The sequence below is a fragment of the Devosia insulae DS-56 genome (assembly GCF_000970465.2).
Classification (GTDB): domain Bacteria; phylum Pseudomonadota; class Alphaproteobacteria; order Rhizobiales; family Devosiaceae; genus Devosia_A; species Devosia_A insulae.
Window position 1 is genome coordinate 12,786 of record NZ_LAJE02000118.1, and the last position, 15,913, is coordinate 28,698.

Below are 15,913 nucleotides of genomic sequence, written 5' to 3' on the forward strand. Positions count from 1 at the left end.
TCAGGCTCCCAGCGTCAGCGTGCGGCCGGCGCGATGGCCGGTGACGCGATTGTTCTCGACGGCGAACTGGCCATTGACCACGACATGCACGATGCCGGTCGCCGCCTGGCGCGGATGTTCGTAGGTGGCGTTGGCCTTGACCGTGTCCTTGTCGAAGACGACGAGATCGGCCTTGGCGCCGGCGGCGATGCGGCCGCGATCCATCAGCCGCAGGCGGTTGGCCGCCGAGCTGGTCATGTGGCGCACGCACTCCTCGAGCGTCAGCACCTTCTCATCGCGCACATAGGTTTCGAGCATGCGCGGGAAGGTGCCCCAGGAGCGCGGATGCGGGCGATCGCCGACGAGGATGCCGTCGCTGCCGACGGTGTGTTCCTCGCGCTGCATCAGGGTGCGGACATGTTCCTCGATGCCGATGAAGAACACGCAAGGGGCGGCGCGCTCGGTGGCGATCAGCACGTCGAGGGCCAGTTCGGCCGGCGAGGTGTTGAGCTTCCGCGCCGCGTCGGCGAGGTTGCCCTCCATCATCCATTCCATCTCGGGCGCACCGGGCAGGCCCGCGAGATAAACGCTCGACCAGTTGACGGTGAGGCCCTGGTGGCCGTCCGAGCCGATGACGTCGAGGGCCTCGATGATGCGTTTGCGGGTCTCCGGATCCCTGAGCCGGGCCATCTGCTCGTCGCCGCTGCCGGACAGCGCCCAGCTGGGCAGCTGCGATAGCAGCGTCGTCATGCCGGCGAGGTAGGGATAGGCGTCAAAACTCAGATCGACGCCGTCGGCGATGGCGTCATCGAACAGCTTGAGCAGTTGCGGCAGCTTGCCCTTGTTGGCCTCGAAGCTCAGGTGGGTATGGGCGAGGTGCAGCGCCACGCCGGAACGCCGGGCGATCTCGAAGCACTCGCCATAGCCGCCCAGCGCGTCGGTGCCGTAATTGCGGTGGTGCGGGCAATAAAAGCCGCCATATTCGGCCACCACCTCACAGAGCGCCACCAGCTCGTCGGTATCGGAATACATTGCCGGCACATAGGTGAGGCCGGTCGAGAGGCCGACGCCGCCTTCTTCGAGCGCGGTGCGGAGCAGCGCCTTCATCTGCTCGAGTTCGTCCGGTGTGGCGAGCCGCGCGGCATTGCCCATCACCAGCATACGCAGGTTCCCGTGCGGCACGAGATAGGCGCAGTTGACCGCGACATTACCGTCGAGGCGCTTGAGGTATTCGGCGACGCTGCGCCAGTTCCAGTCGAAGCCCGGCGGGTCGTCGTTCCAGCCCTTGATCTGGCTGCGCATCTCGATGAGCGTCGCATCGTCGATCGGGGCATAGCTGAGGCCATCCTGGCCGAGCACTTCGGTGGTGACGCCCTGGCTGAGCTTCGACGTGTGATCCGGGTTCACCAGCACCTGCAGGTCGGAATGGGTGTGCATGTCGATGAAGCCCGGCGCGATGCAGAGGCCATCGATGTCGACGATCCGATCCGCCTCCGGGCGGCGGGCGCCCTTGAAGATGCCGGCGATGCGGTCGCCGATCACCAGCACGTCTCCGCGCACCGGCGGATTGCCGAGACCGTCGACGACGAGGCCGCCGGTAAACAGGGTGGAGGTGCTCATAGGATCTCGATCTGCAGTTTCTGGTTGGTCTTGGCGCTGAGGTAGATGGCGTCCGTCACCGCGACCACGTGAGCGGCGAGGCGCGCCGTGAGGCCGGCCGGGGCCGGGGCGCCGAAGGCGCAGGCGATCAGGGCTTTGGTCGGGGCGCCAGGATCGTAAAGGCCGGAAGCCTCGGGGGCGCGATACTCCACCACCTCGCCGCTGGCCCGCACGAGGCGAAGCGTATCGGCCACCGAGTCGGCCCAGAGCTGGCCGTTCCGGCCATAGAGTGCGAAGTGCCATTGCGGCCGCGCCAGGTAGGGGTGGGTGGAGGCGGCGCTCAGCGCTGCCGAACCGCCGCCGGCGAACTCGGCATTGACGCTCGTATGCAAGTCGATATCGCTCTTTGGCGGAAAGGTGCTGGCGTTGAGCGCGACGATCGGCTCGCCCACCAGCCATTCGACCATGCCGAGCTGGTGCGACATGGTCACCGCGGCCGAGCCGCCGGCAGAGATCGCCTTGTCGGTGTAGGTGGCGGTGTTCGACGCCGCCTTGCCGCCCCAGCCGCCATCGGTGCTGCCCGACAGCAGGCCGCGCGTGTTGACCGCGAGGTGCATGGTCAGGTGCTCGACAGCGCCGATCTCGCCGGCCTCGATCAGTTGGCGGCTCAGGGTAAAGATCGGTGCCGCCGGCCAGCCGAAGCCGACCAGCAGCGCCTTACCCAGCCGCTCGGCCGTATCGCGCATCCGGCGGGCCGGCCCGGCGCTCAGCGCGAAGGGCTTTTCGACCAGCACATGGGCGCCCGCCTCGAGCGCTGCGATCACCTGTTCCTCGTGGGCGACCGGTGGGCTCGAAACGACGACGATATCGGGGCGGAGCGCCAGGGCTTCGCGCCAGTCGGCAAAGTGCGGCGCACCGAACTGCGCCCCGAGGCTCGCCGCCATCTCGGCATTGGGGCTCGAGAGCGCCACCAGCTCGACGCGCGGATCGGCCGTGAGCGCCGGCAGGTGGCTCGACTGCGACCAGGCGCCGGCGCTGAGCACAGCGGCCTTGATGGTTGCACTCATTTGCCGACCCCAGCCGTGAGGGCGCCCACGACGTGACGCTGGAAGATCAGCACCAGTACGGTCGGCGGCAGCATCGACATGACGGTGGCTGCGGCCAGCGCGTTCCAGTTGAACTGCTGCACCGACTGGAAGCCGGCGAGCAGCGGCGGCACGGTGAGCTGGTTGGTGAGCACCAGGGCGTAGAAGAACTCGCTCCAGGCTTCGAGGAAGATCAATACGCCCGCCGCGACGAGGCCCGGCCGGGCGATCGGCACGATGATGATCCACAGCGTCTGCAGCCGGGTGGCGCCGTCGATCTTGGCCGCCTCCTCGATTTCGCGCGGCAGCTGATCGAAGTAGTTCTTGAGGATCATGATGGCGAGCGGCAGGGTGAAGACGTTGTAGCTGATGACCAGCGCCCACGGGGTGTTGAGCACGCCGATGACGCGGAACGCCACGAAGAACGGGCCGATAATCGCGATGGCCGGCACGATCCGGGTGGCGATCACCGACAGTTCGAACGCCCGGGCGCCGCGGAACGGATAGCGCGACAGCCCATAGGCGGCGGCTCCGGCGATGAACAGGTTCAGCACCACCAGGATCGAGCTGACCAGCAGACTCTGGCCGATCGTCGGCACCAGCCGGGTGCCCATGTCGGTGCTGCCGATGCCCTTGCCGCCGGTATTGCCGAACAGCACCGCCGCATAGTTGTCGAGCGTGACGCTGGAGGGCACCAGCGGGAAGGGTTTGACGCCCAGCTGCGATGGGGTGATCAGGCTCGAGACCACCAGGTACCAGACCGGCAGCAGGATCCAGATGGCGAACACCAAGACGCCTAGGTAGATGGCGACGCTGGTGGCGAGGCTGCGGCGCCGGCCGCGCTCGAAGGCGGAGGACGCCATCAGTGCATCTCCCTGCGATAGAACAGCCGGACGATGGTCAGGCCGCCGATCAGCGCGACGACGCCGAGGATGACGGCGAGCGCCGAACCGAGCCCGATATTGGTGTTCACGAACAGCTGCCGGTAGATCAGGATGCTGAGCACCTGCGTGGTGTCGCCGGGTCCGCCCTGGGTCATGGCGAAGACCACGTCGAACTGCAGGAAGGCATAGATCACATTGAACACAGTGACGGTGATCAGCACCGGCCGCAGCCAGGGCAGGGTGATGTTGGAAAAGCGCTGCCACCAGTTGGCGCCGTCGAGCTGGGCCGCTTCGTTCAGCTCCTCGGGCAGGGTCTGCAGGCCCGCGAGCAGCAGGATGCCGGCAAAGCTTGCCTGTCGCCACACCGCGGCGAGCACGGTGATAGGCAGCGCGGTGTTCGGGTCGGACAGGAACGGGTGATAGTCGCTGGTCAACCCCAGCATCATCAGCACGGCGTTGAGACCGCCGACGCTGCCATCGGCAAACCATTTCCACAGGATCCCGATGACCAGCCAGGGCGTCGCCCACGGAATGATCAGCAGCGCGCGCGCCAGCCCGCGGCCGATGAAGCGCTGGTTGAGCAGCATCGCCATGGCCAGCCCGATCACCGTCGAGAGGATGACGAAGCCGACCGAGAAGGTGAGCGTCACCTGCGCCGAACGCCAGAACACCGGGCTCGAAAAGATGATGGTGAAGTTCTCGAGGCCGACGAACGGCCCGAAGCTCGAGCCGCTCGCGGGCACATCGTGGAGGCTGTAGACCAGGGTAAGCAGGGTCGGCAGGGCCAGCAGCACGATCAGGATGATCATCGCCGGCGCCACGAGCTTCAGCCCGAATGCGCGATCGGCCTTCGGTCCGAGTAGGTCAGCTGCTCCTGCCATGTGTTCTCCCAAGTGCTAACGAGTTGGCCATCTCTGGCCGGGCATCCAACGCGGTGAAGCGTTGGATATGAAAACCCTCCCCCTTTGGGGAGGTAGGAGTCGCCAGCTGCGGAGCGAGGGCCTTCTCCCCTTGTGGGAGAAGGTGCCCGAAGGGCGGATGAGGGGTTCTCTCCGCGTACTCTGTCGCTCGTCGTTTGCGCTCCGAGCGTGCTACACTGCGTTGCGCGGACCCCTCATCCGGCGCTGCGCGCCACCTTCTCCCACAAGGGGAGAAGGCAAGAGGTGCGCGTTGCCAGTCAGATTACAGCGTCCGGCCGCCCTGGGCGCCCTTGGCGGCGGCGGTCAGGTCCTCGACGGTCTTCGCCGGGGTGGCCTGGCCGAGCAGCAGGGCGTGGACGATGTCGCCGACCTTGGCCTGGAAATCCGGGTACCAGGGCAGGGTGCGGGCCGGCACGACGTTCGACTTGGTGGCGAAGGTGTCGGACAGCAGAGCGAGATCGTAATAGTCGGGGAACGAAGCGACCACTTCGGGGTCGGTGAAGAACCCGGCATAGGGGGCGGCGAGGCCGGCGGCCTTGGCCCACTGGTTGAACACCTTGAACTTCCCGTCGGTGTCCTTCCAGCCATAGTACTTCATCAGGTCCCAGGTCGCGAGACGCTCGTCATCGCTGTCAGACTGGCCCATCTGCAGTACTTCGCCGATCTGCAGCGTCGACGGGCCGGCCGGCGCCGTCTTGACGTTGGCCGATTGCGGGCCTTCGAGCGAGCGGATCGAGGTCAGGAAGTAGTGGTGCAGCACGTAGAAGGCGGCGTTGCCCTGCGCCATCTCGTTGCTGAGCTTACCCGGATCGTCGGTCAACAGTGACTTGGGGGCGAGCCCTTCCTGGTACATAGTCTGCCACCACTCGAACACCCCGACGGTTTTGGGATCGTCGGCGAACACCGGCTGGCCGGCATCGTCGAAGGCGGTGATCTGCTCATTGAGCAGGTAGGTGTGGAGGTATTCCTCGCAGAATTCCTTCACCCAATAGGCGACGTAGGGCGAGGCGACGGTCGACTGCAGCGATTTCGAGGCGTCGTAGATTTCCTTCAGCGTCGTCGGCACGGCGAGGCCGGCATCGGCGAGGAACTTCTCGTTGTAGTGCAGCATATGCACGGCCGAGAAATACGGGGCGCTGATGATGTCGCCGGCGGCATTGACGTGGCGGCCGCGGGCGCTCTCGAACATGTCGGCGATCATGTCGTCGACACCGGGCAGGCCGTTCAGCGTCTTGGCCCAACCCTCGTTGACAAACTTCTGCGAGTTGTAGGCGAAGTTGTAGTAGAGGTCGATCTTGTCGCCGCCGCGCAGACGGGTCTGCAGCGCCGGGGTGTAGCCGAGGTTCGGGATCACGGCGACATTGACCGCGGGGTTGCCCGCTGCCGTCCATTCACCGACCAGCGACTTGATGGTGTCGGGCTGGAAGTCCCAGGCCAGCATATCGAGCGTACCCGAGTAAGCGGCCTTGGCCGTGCCGGTCAGCAGACCCGGCAGCAGGCTGGCGGCCAGCGCCGATGCGCCGCCGGCCTTGAGGAAGGAGCGGCGGTTCAGCGAACCGAAGCCCCGGGTGGCGTTAGTGGTCGTCATAGCTTTCCCTCCTTGACGAACTGAACCGACAACACGTCGCGGACGACGCTTGTTCTCCCGCAGCCAAGGCTGCGGGCCTCCGGGTCCGGCCCAACGGACCCGCTCTCGACATTCTCAGCCGAGCCATCTGGCCCAACCGATCGGCAGGCGAGGCGCTTCCCTGTTGCCTCGCTGCCTGTCGTCAGATCGCAACGTTATGACGGCTGCAATCATATATCAATACGACTTTTCGCATATGAAAAGTTTGGCTTCAGCGCAGAGTTTTCATAACGATTTCAGCGGTTTCGAGCGTCCGGTCGATATCGGCATCGGTATGCGCGGCGCTGATGTGGTTGCGCTTGATCGGCATGGGCAGCATGAAGATGCCGCGCTCGCACATGCCCTGGCGGAAGCCGACATCGCGGGCGGTGTCGTTGGCGAGGAGATCCTCGTAGCGCTCGACCTTGCCGCTCATGAAATAGGGGGTGAACACCGAGCCGAAGCCCGCCGACACCATCTCGATGCCGAGCCGGCCGGCGATTTCCGCGAGCCCGGCGCGCATCCGATCCCCCAGCCGGAAGGTGCGCTCGTAGATGGTGCCGTCCTCGAGCGCCGCGATGGTGGCCAGCGCCGCGGCGGAGCCGACGGGATGGCCGTTATAGGTGCCGCCGACGAACACCTTGCCGCCCGGCGCGGTGGAAAACTGCAGCATCAGTTCGCGTTTCCCGGCGATGATGGCGCAGGGATAGCCATTGGCGATGGCCTTGGCGAAGGTGCTGATATCGGGCTTCACCCCGAGCACCGACTGGTAGCCGCCGAGCCCATGGCGGAAGCCGGTAATCACCTCGTCGAACACCAGGACGATGCCATGGGTGTCGCAGAGCCGGCGCAGCCCCTCGACGAAATCCTGCCGTGGCAGCACGCAGCCGATATTGTGCGGGATCGCTTCCATGAAGATGGCGGCGATCTGGCCGGGGTGGTCGAGGATCGCCTGTTCGGTCGCGGCGAGATCGTTGAACGGCACGATGATGGTGTTGTCGATGGCGTCGGCGAGCTGGCCGGCGCTGCCCGGATCTTTCTTGCCGATCTTGTCGGCAGGGCTCGCGATATTCATCAGCAGGTAGTCGTGCCAGCCGTGGAACGTCCCCTGGAACTTGATCAGCTTCTCGCGGCCGGTGACGCCGCGCGCCAGCCGTACCGCCATGTAGGTGGCTTCCGAGCCCGAGGAGAAGGCGAGCGCCATCTCGGCGGAGGGCACGTGCTGCACCACTTTTTCGGCAAGCATGATCTCCTGTTCGGTGATGCCGACCCCGACCATGTCGGGACCGGTCAGCGCCTTGGCGACGGCCGCATTCACCGTAGGGTCGTTGTGGCCGAGAACGATCGGGCCGAACGCCGCGTGATAGTCGAGATAGGTGTTGCCATCGACGTCGCGGATCTGGGCGCCCTCGGCCCATTCCCAGGCATAGGGCTGGCTCAGCCGGCGGGTCGCGGAATTGACGCCGCCGGGGATGACCCTGGTGGCGCGTTCGGTGATGGTTTTGGATTTCTCGATATGCATAGGGAGACCAGATTCTCAGGAAAGGCCGAGCAGCGTGAGGCTGTCGCGGTGGATGATCTGTTCGATCTTGTCGGCGGGAACGCGCGGCAGCGCCGTGCCGTCGACGATGGCGTTGACGGTGCGGAGCGCATGCAGCGTCTCGGCCGGCGTGGTGATCGGGTAGTCCGAGGCGAACAGCAGCTTATCGAGCACGTTCCACTCAGTGGCTTTGATCATGCCCTCGTAGAAAGTGTAGGGCCGGTAGAGCAGGCCCGAGACGTCGGCATAGACATTGGGGTGCTTGCGGATCACCACCGCAGTGTCGACCGTCCAGGGGTGGCCCATATGGGCCATGATGATCTTGAGGTTCGGGTAGCGCATGGCGATCTCGTCGACCACCAGCGGGTGGGCGTACTTGATCGGCGCGGTCCGCACCGGCGAGGTGCCGATGTGAAAGAGGATCGGCAGTCCATGCCGTTCGGCCTCGCGATAGATGGCCAGTGCCCGGCTCTCCAGCGGCTCGAACACCTGGTAGTTGGCGCCCATCTTGATGCCCTTGAGGCCGAGGTCGGTGCGCGAGCGCTCGATCTCCTCGAGTGCCCCGGGATCGTGCGGGTGCACCGACATGAAGCCGATGAGGCGATCGGGATGCGCCAGCGCGAAGGCCGAGGTGGCATCGTTGACGCCGATCGCCACGTCGCCCGGCTCGTTGAAGCCATTGACCCCACCAGTGATTTCGCCCGGCGCCCAGGCGACCCCGAAGACGATCGACTTGTCGGCCGGCTGCTGCGCTTCGAGGAAATCGTTCCAACTATAGACGGAATCGACGGAGCGGTCGGGCCGCCAGGTGTGGTGCAGACGCCGGTTTGCCGGCGGCACGGCGTGGCGGAATTGTGGGGTGTGCGAGTGAACGTCGATGATCATGGCGTGGTGACTTTCTGGGGGGCGCCGAGTTCTTCTGAGATGGCGAGCGCACAAGCCTCGACGGCCCTGGCAAGTTCGCCGAGGCCAGCCTGGGTGACGCGGGTGGTGGGGCCGGAAATGCTGACCGCGGCGACGACGGCGCCGGAATGGTCGCGGATCGGTGCCGCGACGCATCGCAACCCCTGCTCGATTTCCTCGTCGTCGATGGCATAGCCGCGCGACCGGATCTCGATGATCTGCTCGGCGAGCCGTTTGGGGTCGGTAATGGTGTGCGGGGTGTGCGGCTCGAAGCGCATGCGCGCCATCAGCTGCTGGCGCACCGGCTCGTCCTGGAAAGCCAGCAGCGCCTTGCCGACGCCGCTGCAATGCAGCGGATCGAGGAAGCCGATGAAGCTCGCCATGCGCATCGAGCGCGAGGCATCGAGCTTGTCAACGCAGAGCGCATTGTCCTCGCTGAGGATCGAGAGGTGCACGGTCTCCCCGGTGCTGGCCACAAGGCTCTCGAGATGCGGGCGGGCAGAGCGGCGAAGATCGAGCTCGCCCATGGCGCGCGCGCCGATCACCAGCGACAGCATGCCGAGCCGATAGGTCTGGCTCTGCTCATCGCGATCCAGCAGCCGCCGCGCCGTAAGTGTCGCGAGAATGCGGAACACCGTGCTCTTGGGCAGGCCGGTCTCGGTAACGATCCCGTCGACGGTGAGCACGCCGTTCTTCCCCGCCACCGCGGCGAGAATGTCGACGGCGCGATCCACGGATCGAATGGCATAACGCTCGTCTGAAGAATTCACCAGATGAACTCACAGTTTGGATAGTGAACTGAATACAGCTGGAATCCGTGACAACGTCAAGTACGCCCTTCGGAGAACGGAGAACGGAGAACGGAGAACGGAGAACGGAGAACGGAGAACGGAGAACGGAGAACGGAGAACGAGAGGCTCTCGTGTCTTAGGGTTGAAGTGGCGGCCGCTTCGGCGAAGCCAATCGTGGAGTGCGGTCGATGGTGCCTTGCAGGTTGCCGGCAGGGCACGCACAGATACAGCCATGGACGAGGTGAAAATGGCTGCAGCTGCTGGGCACTACACAGTGCTGCTTTTCTCCGTAACGGACCGGCAACTGTTCCCGGTCAGCACCTGGGCGTTTGAACAGGCACAAGGCTCACGTGCATCCGTACTGAGGCGAAATGTTGGGTCGCTCGTCATGGGTCGTGACGGTGTAGTCCGACGGATCGACGGCATCGACAGAATCGGCCCGGTGAACAAGAAATTTCCGCGGATTATTCTGGACCTTATGTTCGGACTGGTGCGGATTTCCGTCCGATTTTCACACCCGCTTCCATACAGCACCGATGATTTGCGAAAGCTAATCATCGGCTACCTGGAGTCGGACGATAGCCAGCAGAACATGGAGCTTGAAGACGCTGATGACATGGCGACTGCCGTCGCCAGGCTCCATTCAGCCGCTACGAACCAGGAGCTTTTCGAGGCATTCGTCCTTCCGTCCCCAGATGACGCGCTCGATCTCTTGTGAGATGGCGGCTAACCCCCGCGGTGCCGCCTTCGAAGCTCAGGGTGGCGTCGTCTATGTGCACTTGGGTGACGCGAGGGGGCGAGGCGGTGGGCGGCGGCGATGGGGCTCCGAGACGACCAAGCATGTTGGCCGCGTCGCAGGAGACGCCGAGGGCGTCCGCGTTCGACCTGCCCCCCAGGCACTCGTAGGAGGCGATTTCCTCGTACGTCTTGCCCGACTACCAACACGGGTGACCCTGACGTCGATGGTTGGCAGCCGGCCAAACGTCCAAAATAGTGAGGAAATCGGCTTGGACAGAACCGAACTTATGAAGTTGCTGCGACATGTCGCCAAGTTTCGAGAGAAAGTCGTTTCGGTTTTTGGCGTGGATGCTCCAGAGAGCGCCTCCCTTTTGATCGACATGCTGGCTCAAACCGAGGATCCCATGTTGCGGTCCACGCTCTACGGTGGGGCCGTTACAGAGTGTCTGCTGCAGGGCTGCCTGAGTGCGGCGGAGCGCATAGCTGTCGCCCGCCATGAGGAGTTTCAAGATATTCTCTCTCTCATGTCGCTTTCTGGGACACTGTCCGATGTCGGAAAACCCTTGGAGGGGCTCGCCTGTGCCACGGCAGCACTTGCCCAGGCAGTGAGCGAGAGAGTCTACGTGAACTTTGCTGCTGGCAACTTGATGCGCCAAGCCATCAAGACAGGGTCAGTAGAGGCAGTGAATGAAGCCCTCGATGCTCTCATCGATTCAACCCAAATCCCGCGCACAGCGGACTGTGCCTTGGAAACTGACTGGATCGATGCAGCGAATGCGCTTGGGGCGGACAGAGAGCTTACAGATTGGGTCCGCGCAGTGGCGAGCCGAAAACGTGAATGACCGACAGATGGCATCGTTCAAATCCGCGTCTCCGGTCGCTCTTACCACCTGAAGGCGGAGAGGCCGGCTTCGTCCGGGTGGCAGTTCTGCTGCACAGAAGTTAGGGTAGATGTGTCATCGGGAGGTGAGGCGTGAGCCGAGCGGCGCGACGCACCGGTGGTGTGCAATGAAGCGAGGGTTCGGCTGGGCGCGGCGCTGTCGTGGCGCAGCTTTGGCCGGTGCGGTGGGCCTGGGTCCGACACCGGCAAAGTCCGCTTCCGAGTCGGGCTTCGTGCAGTTGCTCGTGGTCTCTGCGCTGGCGGTGCTGGGAGCGCTGCTGACGGCGGGTCTGCTGGCTGCGGCGCAGACGGGTCGGCAGGCCGCAGCCCTTGAGCGCCTGGTGCGTAGTGAAGTGGCTGCCGAAGCCGGGTTTTACCGGCTGGTCGCGGCGATTGAGGATCCGGCTGACACCCTCGAAACCGCCGCGCTGCAGGGCCAGACGACGCTTGCCCTGGCGGGTAACGAGCTGTTGCTTGGTATCGAGACGAATGGCAGCAAGATCGATGTGCCGGCGGCCGATCTGCAACTGATCGAGCGCTATGCTCGGCAGGCTGGGCTCGATGGCCGCGACCTGAGCGCATTGCTCGCTGAGCTGGGCGCGGCGCGCGCGGATGGGGACGGCTCAGCGGCGCTTGAGGCTCTCCGGGTCGCGATGACTGGCCTGCTGCCGAGCCAGGAGCTGAACCGCGACATCACGCGCTTCGGTGGCTCGAGGATCGATCCGACCTATGCCTCGCGCCGCGTGCTGCATGCGGTGCCGGACCTCAGCCCGGCGGATGCCGATCGGATTGCGGCAGCGCCACCGGCGGAGCGTGCACAATACGCGCAGCTGTCTCGCTACTTCGCGAGCGGGGGGCGGCGGTTTGCGCTGGTGACGCGGGTCGCGTGGGGTGCGACCGACCTCTCCGAGGGGTGCTTGCCGATCGAGATCTCGACCGCGGGCAGGGTCATCGTCCTGGCTGAGGGCTGTTAGTCAGGCCGTCTTACTCCACCGGCACCCGCATCACATCCTGCATCTTGTTCGCCACCTCGGCGGCCACATCCCTCAGATCACTCCGATCCTTGATGATCATCGGGCGGATGATGATGATCAGTTCGGTGCGGGAGACGGCTTCCTTTTTTGAGCCGAAGATCGATTCGAGCAGCGTGCCCTTGGTTCCCGGCAGCCCGCCCTGGCTTTCCTCGCCATTCGAGCTCATCAGCCCGGCGAGCACGATGGCCGTGCCGTCGGGGACCAGCACGGTGCTCTCGACCTTGCGCTGGCTGATGGTGGGGGAGTCGATCTGCGAGGAGGTGGTCGGCACGACCCGGCTCACTTCCTGGGCGATCTCGAGCAGCACTTCGCCGGAGGAGCGGATCTGCGGCGTGACCTTGAGGATCACGCCGGTGTCGCGGAAAGTCACATCGCTGGCGATGACCGGGCGGCCGGAGGTGGCGTCCTGCACCGATTTGGTGATGATCGGCACCTGATCGCCGACCTGGATGGTGGCCGTCTCGCGGTCGACCACGGTGAGCTGCGGGGTCGAGACGATGCGCACATTGGTGTGCGACTCGAGTGCGCTGATCACCAGTTCGGCCTGTGGCACCTGGAAGGCGAAGTTGAAACCGGGGAAGGACGGGGCCACCGCACCATTGTTGGCGTCGGAGTAGCCGGCCGACAGCCCGCCGGCCTCGAGGAACCAGCGCACCCCATGCCGCAGTTCGCCGCCGAGACGCACTTCGGCGATGGTGGTTTCGACATAGACCTGGCTCAGCGGCGTATCGAGCCGGCGCAGCGCCTGGTCGATCAGCGAATATTCCTTCTTGGTGGCCCAGATCACCAGTTTGTTGGCGCCAGGGTCGGCGGTGACCTTGATGCCGTCGCTGCCGCTACTGCCGCCGCTCGCCTCGGGCCCGAGGAAAGCGCCGGGCGCCGTGAGGCTCTGGCCTTCCGCGGCGTCGGCGACGATGGTGGTCTCGACCGGCATCGATTCCTTGAAAATGCCGTCGAGGAGCTTCGCCAGCTCGTCCGCTTCGCGGTTTTTCACTTGGTAGACGTGGACCAGCCGCTGGTTCTGCGGACCCTGATCGAGCCGATCGAGCCATTTCTGCGCGAATTGCAGGTTCTCGGCCTTGCTGGCGATGACGAGGACGGCGTTGATCCGGTCGATCGGAATGATGGTCTGGTTGGAGGCGCCGACCCCCAGATAGAGGCTGCGCAGTTCCTCTGCGACCTCGGTTGCGGCGCCGTAGCGGAGCGGGAACAGCCCGAACGACGCGGTACGGAAGCGGTCGACGTCGATGGCCGAGATCATCGAGGCGACGAGGGACAGGGTCTCGGTATCGCCGCGCATGGTGATCGAATTGCCTGAGCTCGAGATGATCTCGGCGCGGCCCTGGATCAGCCCCTGCAGCGCGCCCTGCGCGGCATCGGCGTCGATGAAGTTCAATTCGAAGCTGCGGACATTGGCCGCGTCGTAGCCGCCACTGGCGAGGCCGGTCACCCGGTAGACGCCGTCGCTGACCCTGATGGTGCTGCCGACGGTCTCGAGCGCCTGCTTGGCGAGGACCAGCGCCCGGTTGGCGTCGATCCTGCCGCCGGAGCGGACCGTCACCGTGCCGGCGATATTGGGGTCGATCAGATAGGGGACCTGCAGCACCTCGGAGAACAACACCCGGGCGAACTCGCGGATATCGGTATCGACGAAGTTGAGCGTGACCTCTTTGCCCTCGAGCGCCGGGTCGCGCGACACCGTGACATTGGCAGCGCCGCCGCTGGCGCCGTTCTCGATGATGGCGCGGCGATCGCCACCGATCTCTCCGGTCTCGATGACATCGACGCCCGGACCCGAAGTGCGGGCGTAGCTCTGGGCGCCCAAGGTGTGGCCGAGCGTGCCGCTTCCGCCACCCGCCCGGCTGGCGAGGGCGCCAAGGCCGGAGCAACCGGCCAGGGCCAACGCCAGTACAGAAATCGCGGTTATCGAAAGAGATTTAAGCAACCCGCTCACCAATAGGCTCAGGGGTGCTCGCCGGCGCCCCGCAAGTTGAAGGTGACCTCATCGCCACCCGCTGAAACGCCAAGGACGCGATCCGCCGCAATATCCTTGATCCGATACTCACCGACCTCCTCTCCCGTCGCCGCGACGACGTAGTCGGTGGCCTGAGGCGTAAGAGCGAAAACGGCACGCAGACCGCCGGCGCTCGAGATGATTCCCTTGAGGACCGGCGGCGTGGACGCGACCTCGGTCGGCAGCGGCGCTTCGATCTCCGCCGGGCCGGCAACGGCAAAAAGCCACCGTGCCCCCTCATCGATTTGAGGCAACGAACGAGGGAAATCTACATCTGTGCTTGCTGTCATCGGCCCCGAGCTTCCGTCCTGCAGTACAGCCACCTCCAATGCTGCGCCCGACCCCATAGAGGGTATTTGCGAGACCTCGGCGCTGCCATGGAAAAGGACTGCGCTGATTGATACGACGGCGGTTACCCACAGAATTAGGTGCAGCTCAACGCGCATCGGCGCCTCCGTAGAAGCGGCCAAGTGTTGCGGTTACATCAAGCACACGCGAGTCCGGTGACACCGGCATGAGGCGAAGCTCAAGAGAATCAAAAACTATTGGCGGCGACTCAGTTTCGACCTGGCGCGCGAACTCCAGCAGCTGCCGTTCGGCGATCCGCATTCGCAACAGCACCGAGACTTTCGCGTAGCCTTCGGCCACCTCGCTGACCAGCACCTGGGAGCTGAGGGCGAGCCCGTCCGCTTCCGCCACGGCGGCTCTGGCGTATTCCTGGAACTGCGTTCCGGCGGTAGCGCTATCGGCGCGCGCCACCAGGTCGGCTTGTGGTTGAACCGGCGCACCGGTCAGCGCAGCCTGCTCCCGACGCGCTGACAGCTCCCGCTCCCGGAGCGCTGCAAGCTGGGTCGAGAGATCGGCGATGCGTTCGTCTGCGGCCCGACCAGGCGCCAGGTAGACGCGCTCGACGGCCCAGCCGGCGAGAAACACCGCGACGGCGACCACGAGCAGCAGGACGATCCGGTTGCGCATCTACTGGGTGCCCACCAGCTGTGGACGCAGCAGGATCGTCGCCAGCTCGAGGCTGGAGCTGGGGTCGGCGGTGATCGGCCCCTCAATCGAGCTCGACCAGTTGGCCGCTTCGTCACCGAGCCGCTGGGCGTCGGCGAGTGCGTTGGGCGAGCGAATCGCGAGGCGCGTTTCGGCGCCGCGCATATCGATGCGCAGCACCTCGGTTTCGTTCGGCAGCAGCCGGCGGACGGCCTCGAGCGTCAGAAAGGCCGACGGCGTCTCGTTGAGCAGCTTCAGCACCGCCCCGGTACCCGAAACCTGCTGGCGTGCGGTGTCCATCTCGGCGGTCACCGCCCTGACCCGCGTCAGGGTCGAGGCGATCTCGCTCTCGAGTGCCGCGATCTGCAGCTGGCGTTGTGACAGCTCGCTGAGGCCGAGCAGGCCAAGCGCCGCGAGCGTCAGCACCACCGGCACAAGCGGCAGCCATCGCAGCAGGCGGCGCGCCGGGAACAGGGCCGGCGCAAAGTCGATTTCGGGCACGCCGTCGAGCAGAATGCCGGCGACTTGCCCGGGGCGTAACTTGTGCGCCTTGAGGCCCTGCAGCAACGCCGCATTCGGGAGCAGCCGAACCGTATAGCTGACCTGTTGGTCCGAGGGGCGCGCCGGGTCTTCCGAGGCGTGGACGAGGACGTCACCGGGCGCGAACGGCGTCTCGGTGCGGATGAACAGGTCGATGGCGTGCGCGATCTCCTTGCGGGCCTTCAGCGGCACGACGATTCGCCGCCGCAACACGGTATCCGCATGCACCACGATGTCGACCTGCCGGCGGGAACGGCGCTGCCTGGCGGCGGGTGTCTCGGCGAGGGCGAGCGTGCTGACTGGCCCGCGGAACAGCCGCCTCAGGGCAGGAGGCAGAGCCGATCGCATGGAGCGCATGGCTCCTGACACGAACGAGCGATCTGCGATGACGATGGCTGTCATGGCCG

At 65.3% G+C, this 15,913-nt stretch carries 15 protein-coding genes; 3 read left to right on the top strand and 12 right to left on the bottom strand.

What is annotated here, in order from left to right; genetic code table 11:
• The 8 genes from VW23_RS07610 to VW23_RS07645 form a co-directional block, all read right to left on the bottom strand.
• On the bottom strand, window positions 1–1,599 hold the full coding sequence (locus VW23_RS07610) for an N-acyl-D-amino-acid deacylase family protein (protein ID WP_069908980.1): 1,599 nt from the start codon (window positions 1,597–1,599) through the stop codon (window positions 1–3).
• Window positions 1,596–2,645: a Gfo/Idh/MocA family protein gene (locus VW23_RS07615; RefSeq protein WP_069908981.1), complete on the bottom strand. Its 1,050-nt coding sequence runs from the start codon at window positions 2,643–2,645 to the stop codon at window positions 1,596–1,598. Before VW23_RS07615 ends, VW23_RS07610 begins: the two co-directional genes overlap by 4 nt.
• Window positions 2,642–3,526: a carbohydrate ABC transporter permease gene (locus tag VW23_RS07620; RefSeq protein WP_069908982.1), complete on the bottom strand. Its 885-nt coding sequence runs from the start codon at window positions 3,524–3,526 to the stop codon at window positions 2,642–2,644. The genes VW23_RS07615 and VW23_RS07620 overlap by 4 nt, the downstream gene beginning before the upstream one ends.
• Window positions 3,526–4,428 carry a carbohydrate ABC transporter permease gene (locus tag VW23_RS07625; RefSeq protein WP_055875764.1) on the bottom strand — a complete coding sequence of 301 codons (903 nt, stop codon included), beginning with the start codon at window positions 4,426–4,428 and terminating at the stop codon, window positions 3,526–3,528. Before VW23_RS07625 ends, VW23_RS07620 begins: the two co-directional genes overlap by 1 nt.
• Window positions 4,429–4,729: 301 nt before the next feature.
• The gene (locus tag VW23_RS07630; RefSeq protein ID WP_069908983.1) at window positions 4,730–6,055 is read right to left on the bottom strand and encodes an ABC transporter substrate-binding protein; all 1,326 of its coding nucleotides are present in this window, start codon (window positions 6,053–6,055) and stop codon (window positions 4,730–4,732) included.
• Window positions 6,056–6,305: 250 nt separating this feature from the next.
• Complete coding sequence (locus VW23_RS07635; RefSeq protein ID WP_069908984.1) at window positions 6,306–7,595, bottom strand: aspartate aminotransferase family protein; 1,290 nt, start codon at window positions 7,593–7,595, stop codon at window positions 6,306–6,308.
• Window positions 7,596–7,610: 15 nt separating this feature from the next.
• Window positions 7,611–8,498 carry an amidohydrolase family protein gene (locus VW23_RS07640; protein ID WP_069908985.1) on the bottom strand — a complete coding sequence of 296 codons (888 nt, stop codon included), beginning with the start codon at window positions 8,496–8,498 and terminating at the stop codon, window positions 7,611–7,613.
• Entirely contained in the window at window positions 8,495–9,286 is a 792-nt protein-coding gene (locus VW23_RS07645; RefSeq protein WP_069908986.1) for an IclR family transcriptional regulator, read from the bottom strand. The genes VW23_RS07640 and VW23_RS07645 overlap by 4 nt, the downstream gene beginning before the upstream one ends.
• A gap of 253 nt (window positions 9,287–9,539) precedes the next feature.
• Between VW23_RS07645 and VW23_RS28910 the strand changes: the two genes are divergently transcribed.
• From VW23_RS28910 to VW23_RS07660, 3 genes are all read left to right on the top strand, one after another.
• Complete coding sequence (locus VW23_RS28910; RefSeq protein ID WP_069908987.1) at window positions 9,540–10,025, top strand: hypothetical protein; 486 nt, start codon at window positions 9,540–9,542, stop codon at window positions 10,023–10,025.
• 289 nt (window positions 10,026–10,314) lie between these two features.
• The gene (locus VW23_RS07655) at window positions 10,315–10,887 is read left to right on the top strand and encodes a hypothetical protein (protein ID WP_069908988.1); all 573 of its coding nucleotides are present in this window, start codon (window positions 10,315–10,317) and stop codon (window positions 10,885–10,887) included.
• Between the two features lie 271 nt (window positions 10,888–11,158).
• Window positions 11,159–11,899, top strand: coding sequence for a hypothetical protein (locus tag VW23_RS07660; RefSeq protein WP_141728262.1), 741 nt, complete (start codon window positions 11,159–11,161; stop codon window positions 11,897–11,899).
• Between the two features lie 10 nt (window positions 11,900–11,909).
• On the opposite strand, the gene VW23_RS07665 is transcribed toward VW23_RS07660, so the two are convergent.
• Genes VW23_RS07665 through VW23_RS07680 form a run of 4 tightly spaced genes read right to left on the bottom strand, consistent with a single transcriptional unit; the run spans window position 11,910 to window position 15,908 of the window.
• On the bottom strand, window positions 11,910–13,904 hold the full coding sequence (locus VW23_RS07665; protein ID WP_141728263.1) for a secretin N-terminal domain-containing protein: 1,995 nt from the start codon (window positions 13,902–13,904) through the stop codon (window positions 11,910–11,912).
• A 17-nt stretch (window positions 13,905–13,921) separates the two neighbouring features.
• Window positions 13,922–14,419, bottom strand: a complete 498-nt coding sequence (locus VW23_RS07670; RefSeq protein WP_069908991.1) for a hypothetical protein — start codon at window positions 14,417–14,419, stop codon at window positions 13,922–13,924.
• Window positions 14,409–14,948 carry a GspMb/PilO family protein gene (locus tag VW23_RS07675; protein ID WP_069908992.1) on the bottom strand — a complete coding sequence of 180 codons (540 nt, stop codon included), beginning with the start codon at window positions 14,946–14,948 and terminating at the stop codon, window positions 14,409–14,411. The genes VW23_RS07670 and VW23_RS07675 overlap by 11 nt, the downstream gene beginning before the upstream one ends.
• A complete protein-coding gene (locus tag VW23_RS07680) occupies window positions 14,949–15,908 on the bottom strand; it encodes a hypothetical protein (protein WP_069908993.1) in 960 nt (319 codons plus the stop codon). It lies immediately after the preceding gene.
• Window positions 15,909–15,913: the final 5 nt, after the last annotated feature.

What these genes read in the sequence shown, in the direction of transcription:
- VW23_RS07625 (WP_055875764.1), bottom strand. Translation starts at nt 4,428, where the DNA reads ATGGCAGGAGCAGCTGACCTACTCGGACCGAAGGCCGATCGCGCATTC.
- VW23_RS07680 (WP_069908993.1), bottom strand. Translation starts at nt 15,908, where the DNA reads ATGACAGCCATCGTCATCGCAGATCGCTCGTTCGTGTCAGGAGCCATG.
- VW23_RS07615 (WP_069908981.1), bottom strand. Translation starts at nt 2,645, where the DNA reads ATGAGTGCAACCATCAAGGCCGCTGTGCTCAGCGCCGGCGCCTGGTCG.
- VW23_RS07620 (WP_069908982.1), bottom strand. Translation starts at nt 3,526, where the DNA reads ATGGCGTCCTCCGCCTTCGAGCGCGGCCGGCGCCGCAGCCTCGCCACC.
- VW23_RS07675 (WP_069908992.1), bottom strand. Translation starts at nt 14,948, where the DNA reads ATGCGCAACCGGATCGTCCTGCTGCTCGTGGTCGCCGTCGCGGTGTTT.
- VW23_RS28910 (WP_069908987.1), top strand. Translation starts at nt 9,540, where the DNA reads ATGGACGAGGTGAAAATGGCTGCAGCTGCTGGGCACTACACAGTGCTG.
- VW23_RS07610 (WP_069908980.1), bottom strand. Translation starts at nt 1,599, where the DNA reads ATGAGCACCTCCACCCTGTTTACCGGCGGCCTCGTCGTCGACGGTCTC.
- VW23_RS07670 (WP_069908991.1), bottom strand. Translation starts at nt 14,419, where the DNA reads ATGCGCGTTGAGCTGCACCTAATTCTGTGGGTAACCGCCGTCGTATCA.
- VW23_RS07630 (WP_069908983.1), bottom strand. Translation starts at nt 6,055, where the DNA reads ATGACGACCACTAACGCCACCCGGGGCTTCGGTTCGCTGAACCGCCGC.
- VW23_RS07635 (WP_069908984.1), bottom strand. Translation starts at nt 7,595, where the DNA reads ATGCATATCGAGAAATCCAAAACCATCACCGAACGCGCCACCAGGGTC.
- VW23_RS07640 (WP_069908985.1), bottom strand. Translation starts at nt 8,498, where the DNA reads ATGATCATCGACGTTCACTCGCACACCCCACAATTCCGCCACGCCGTG.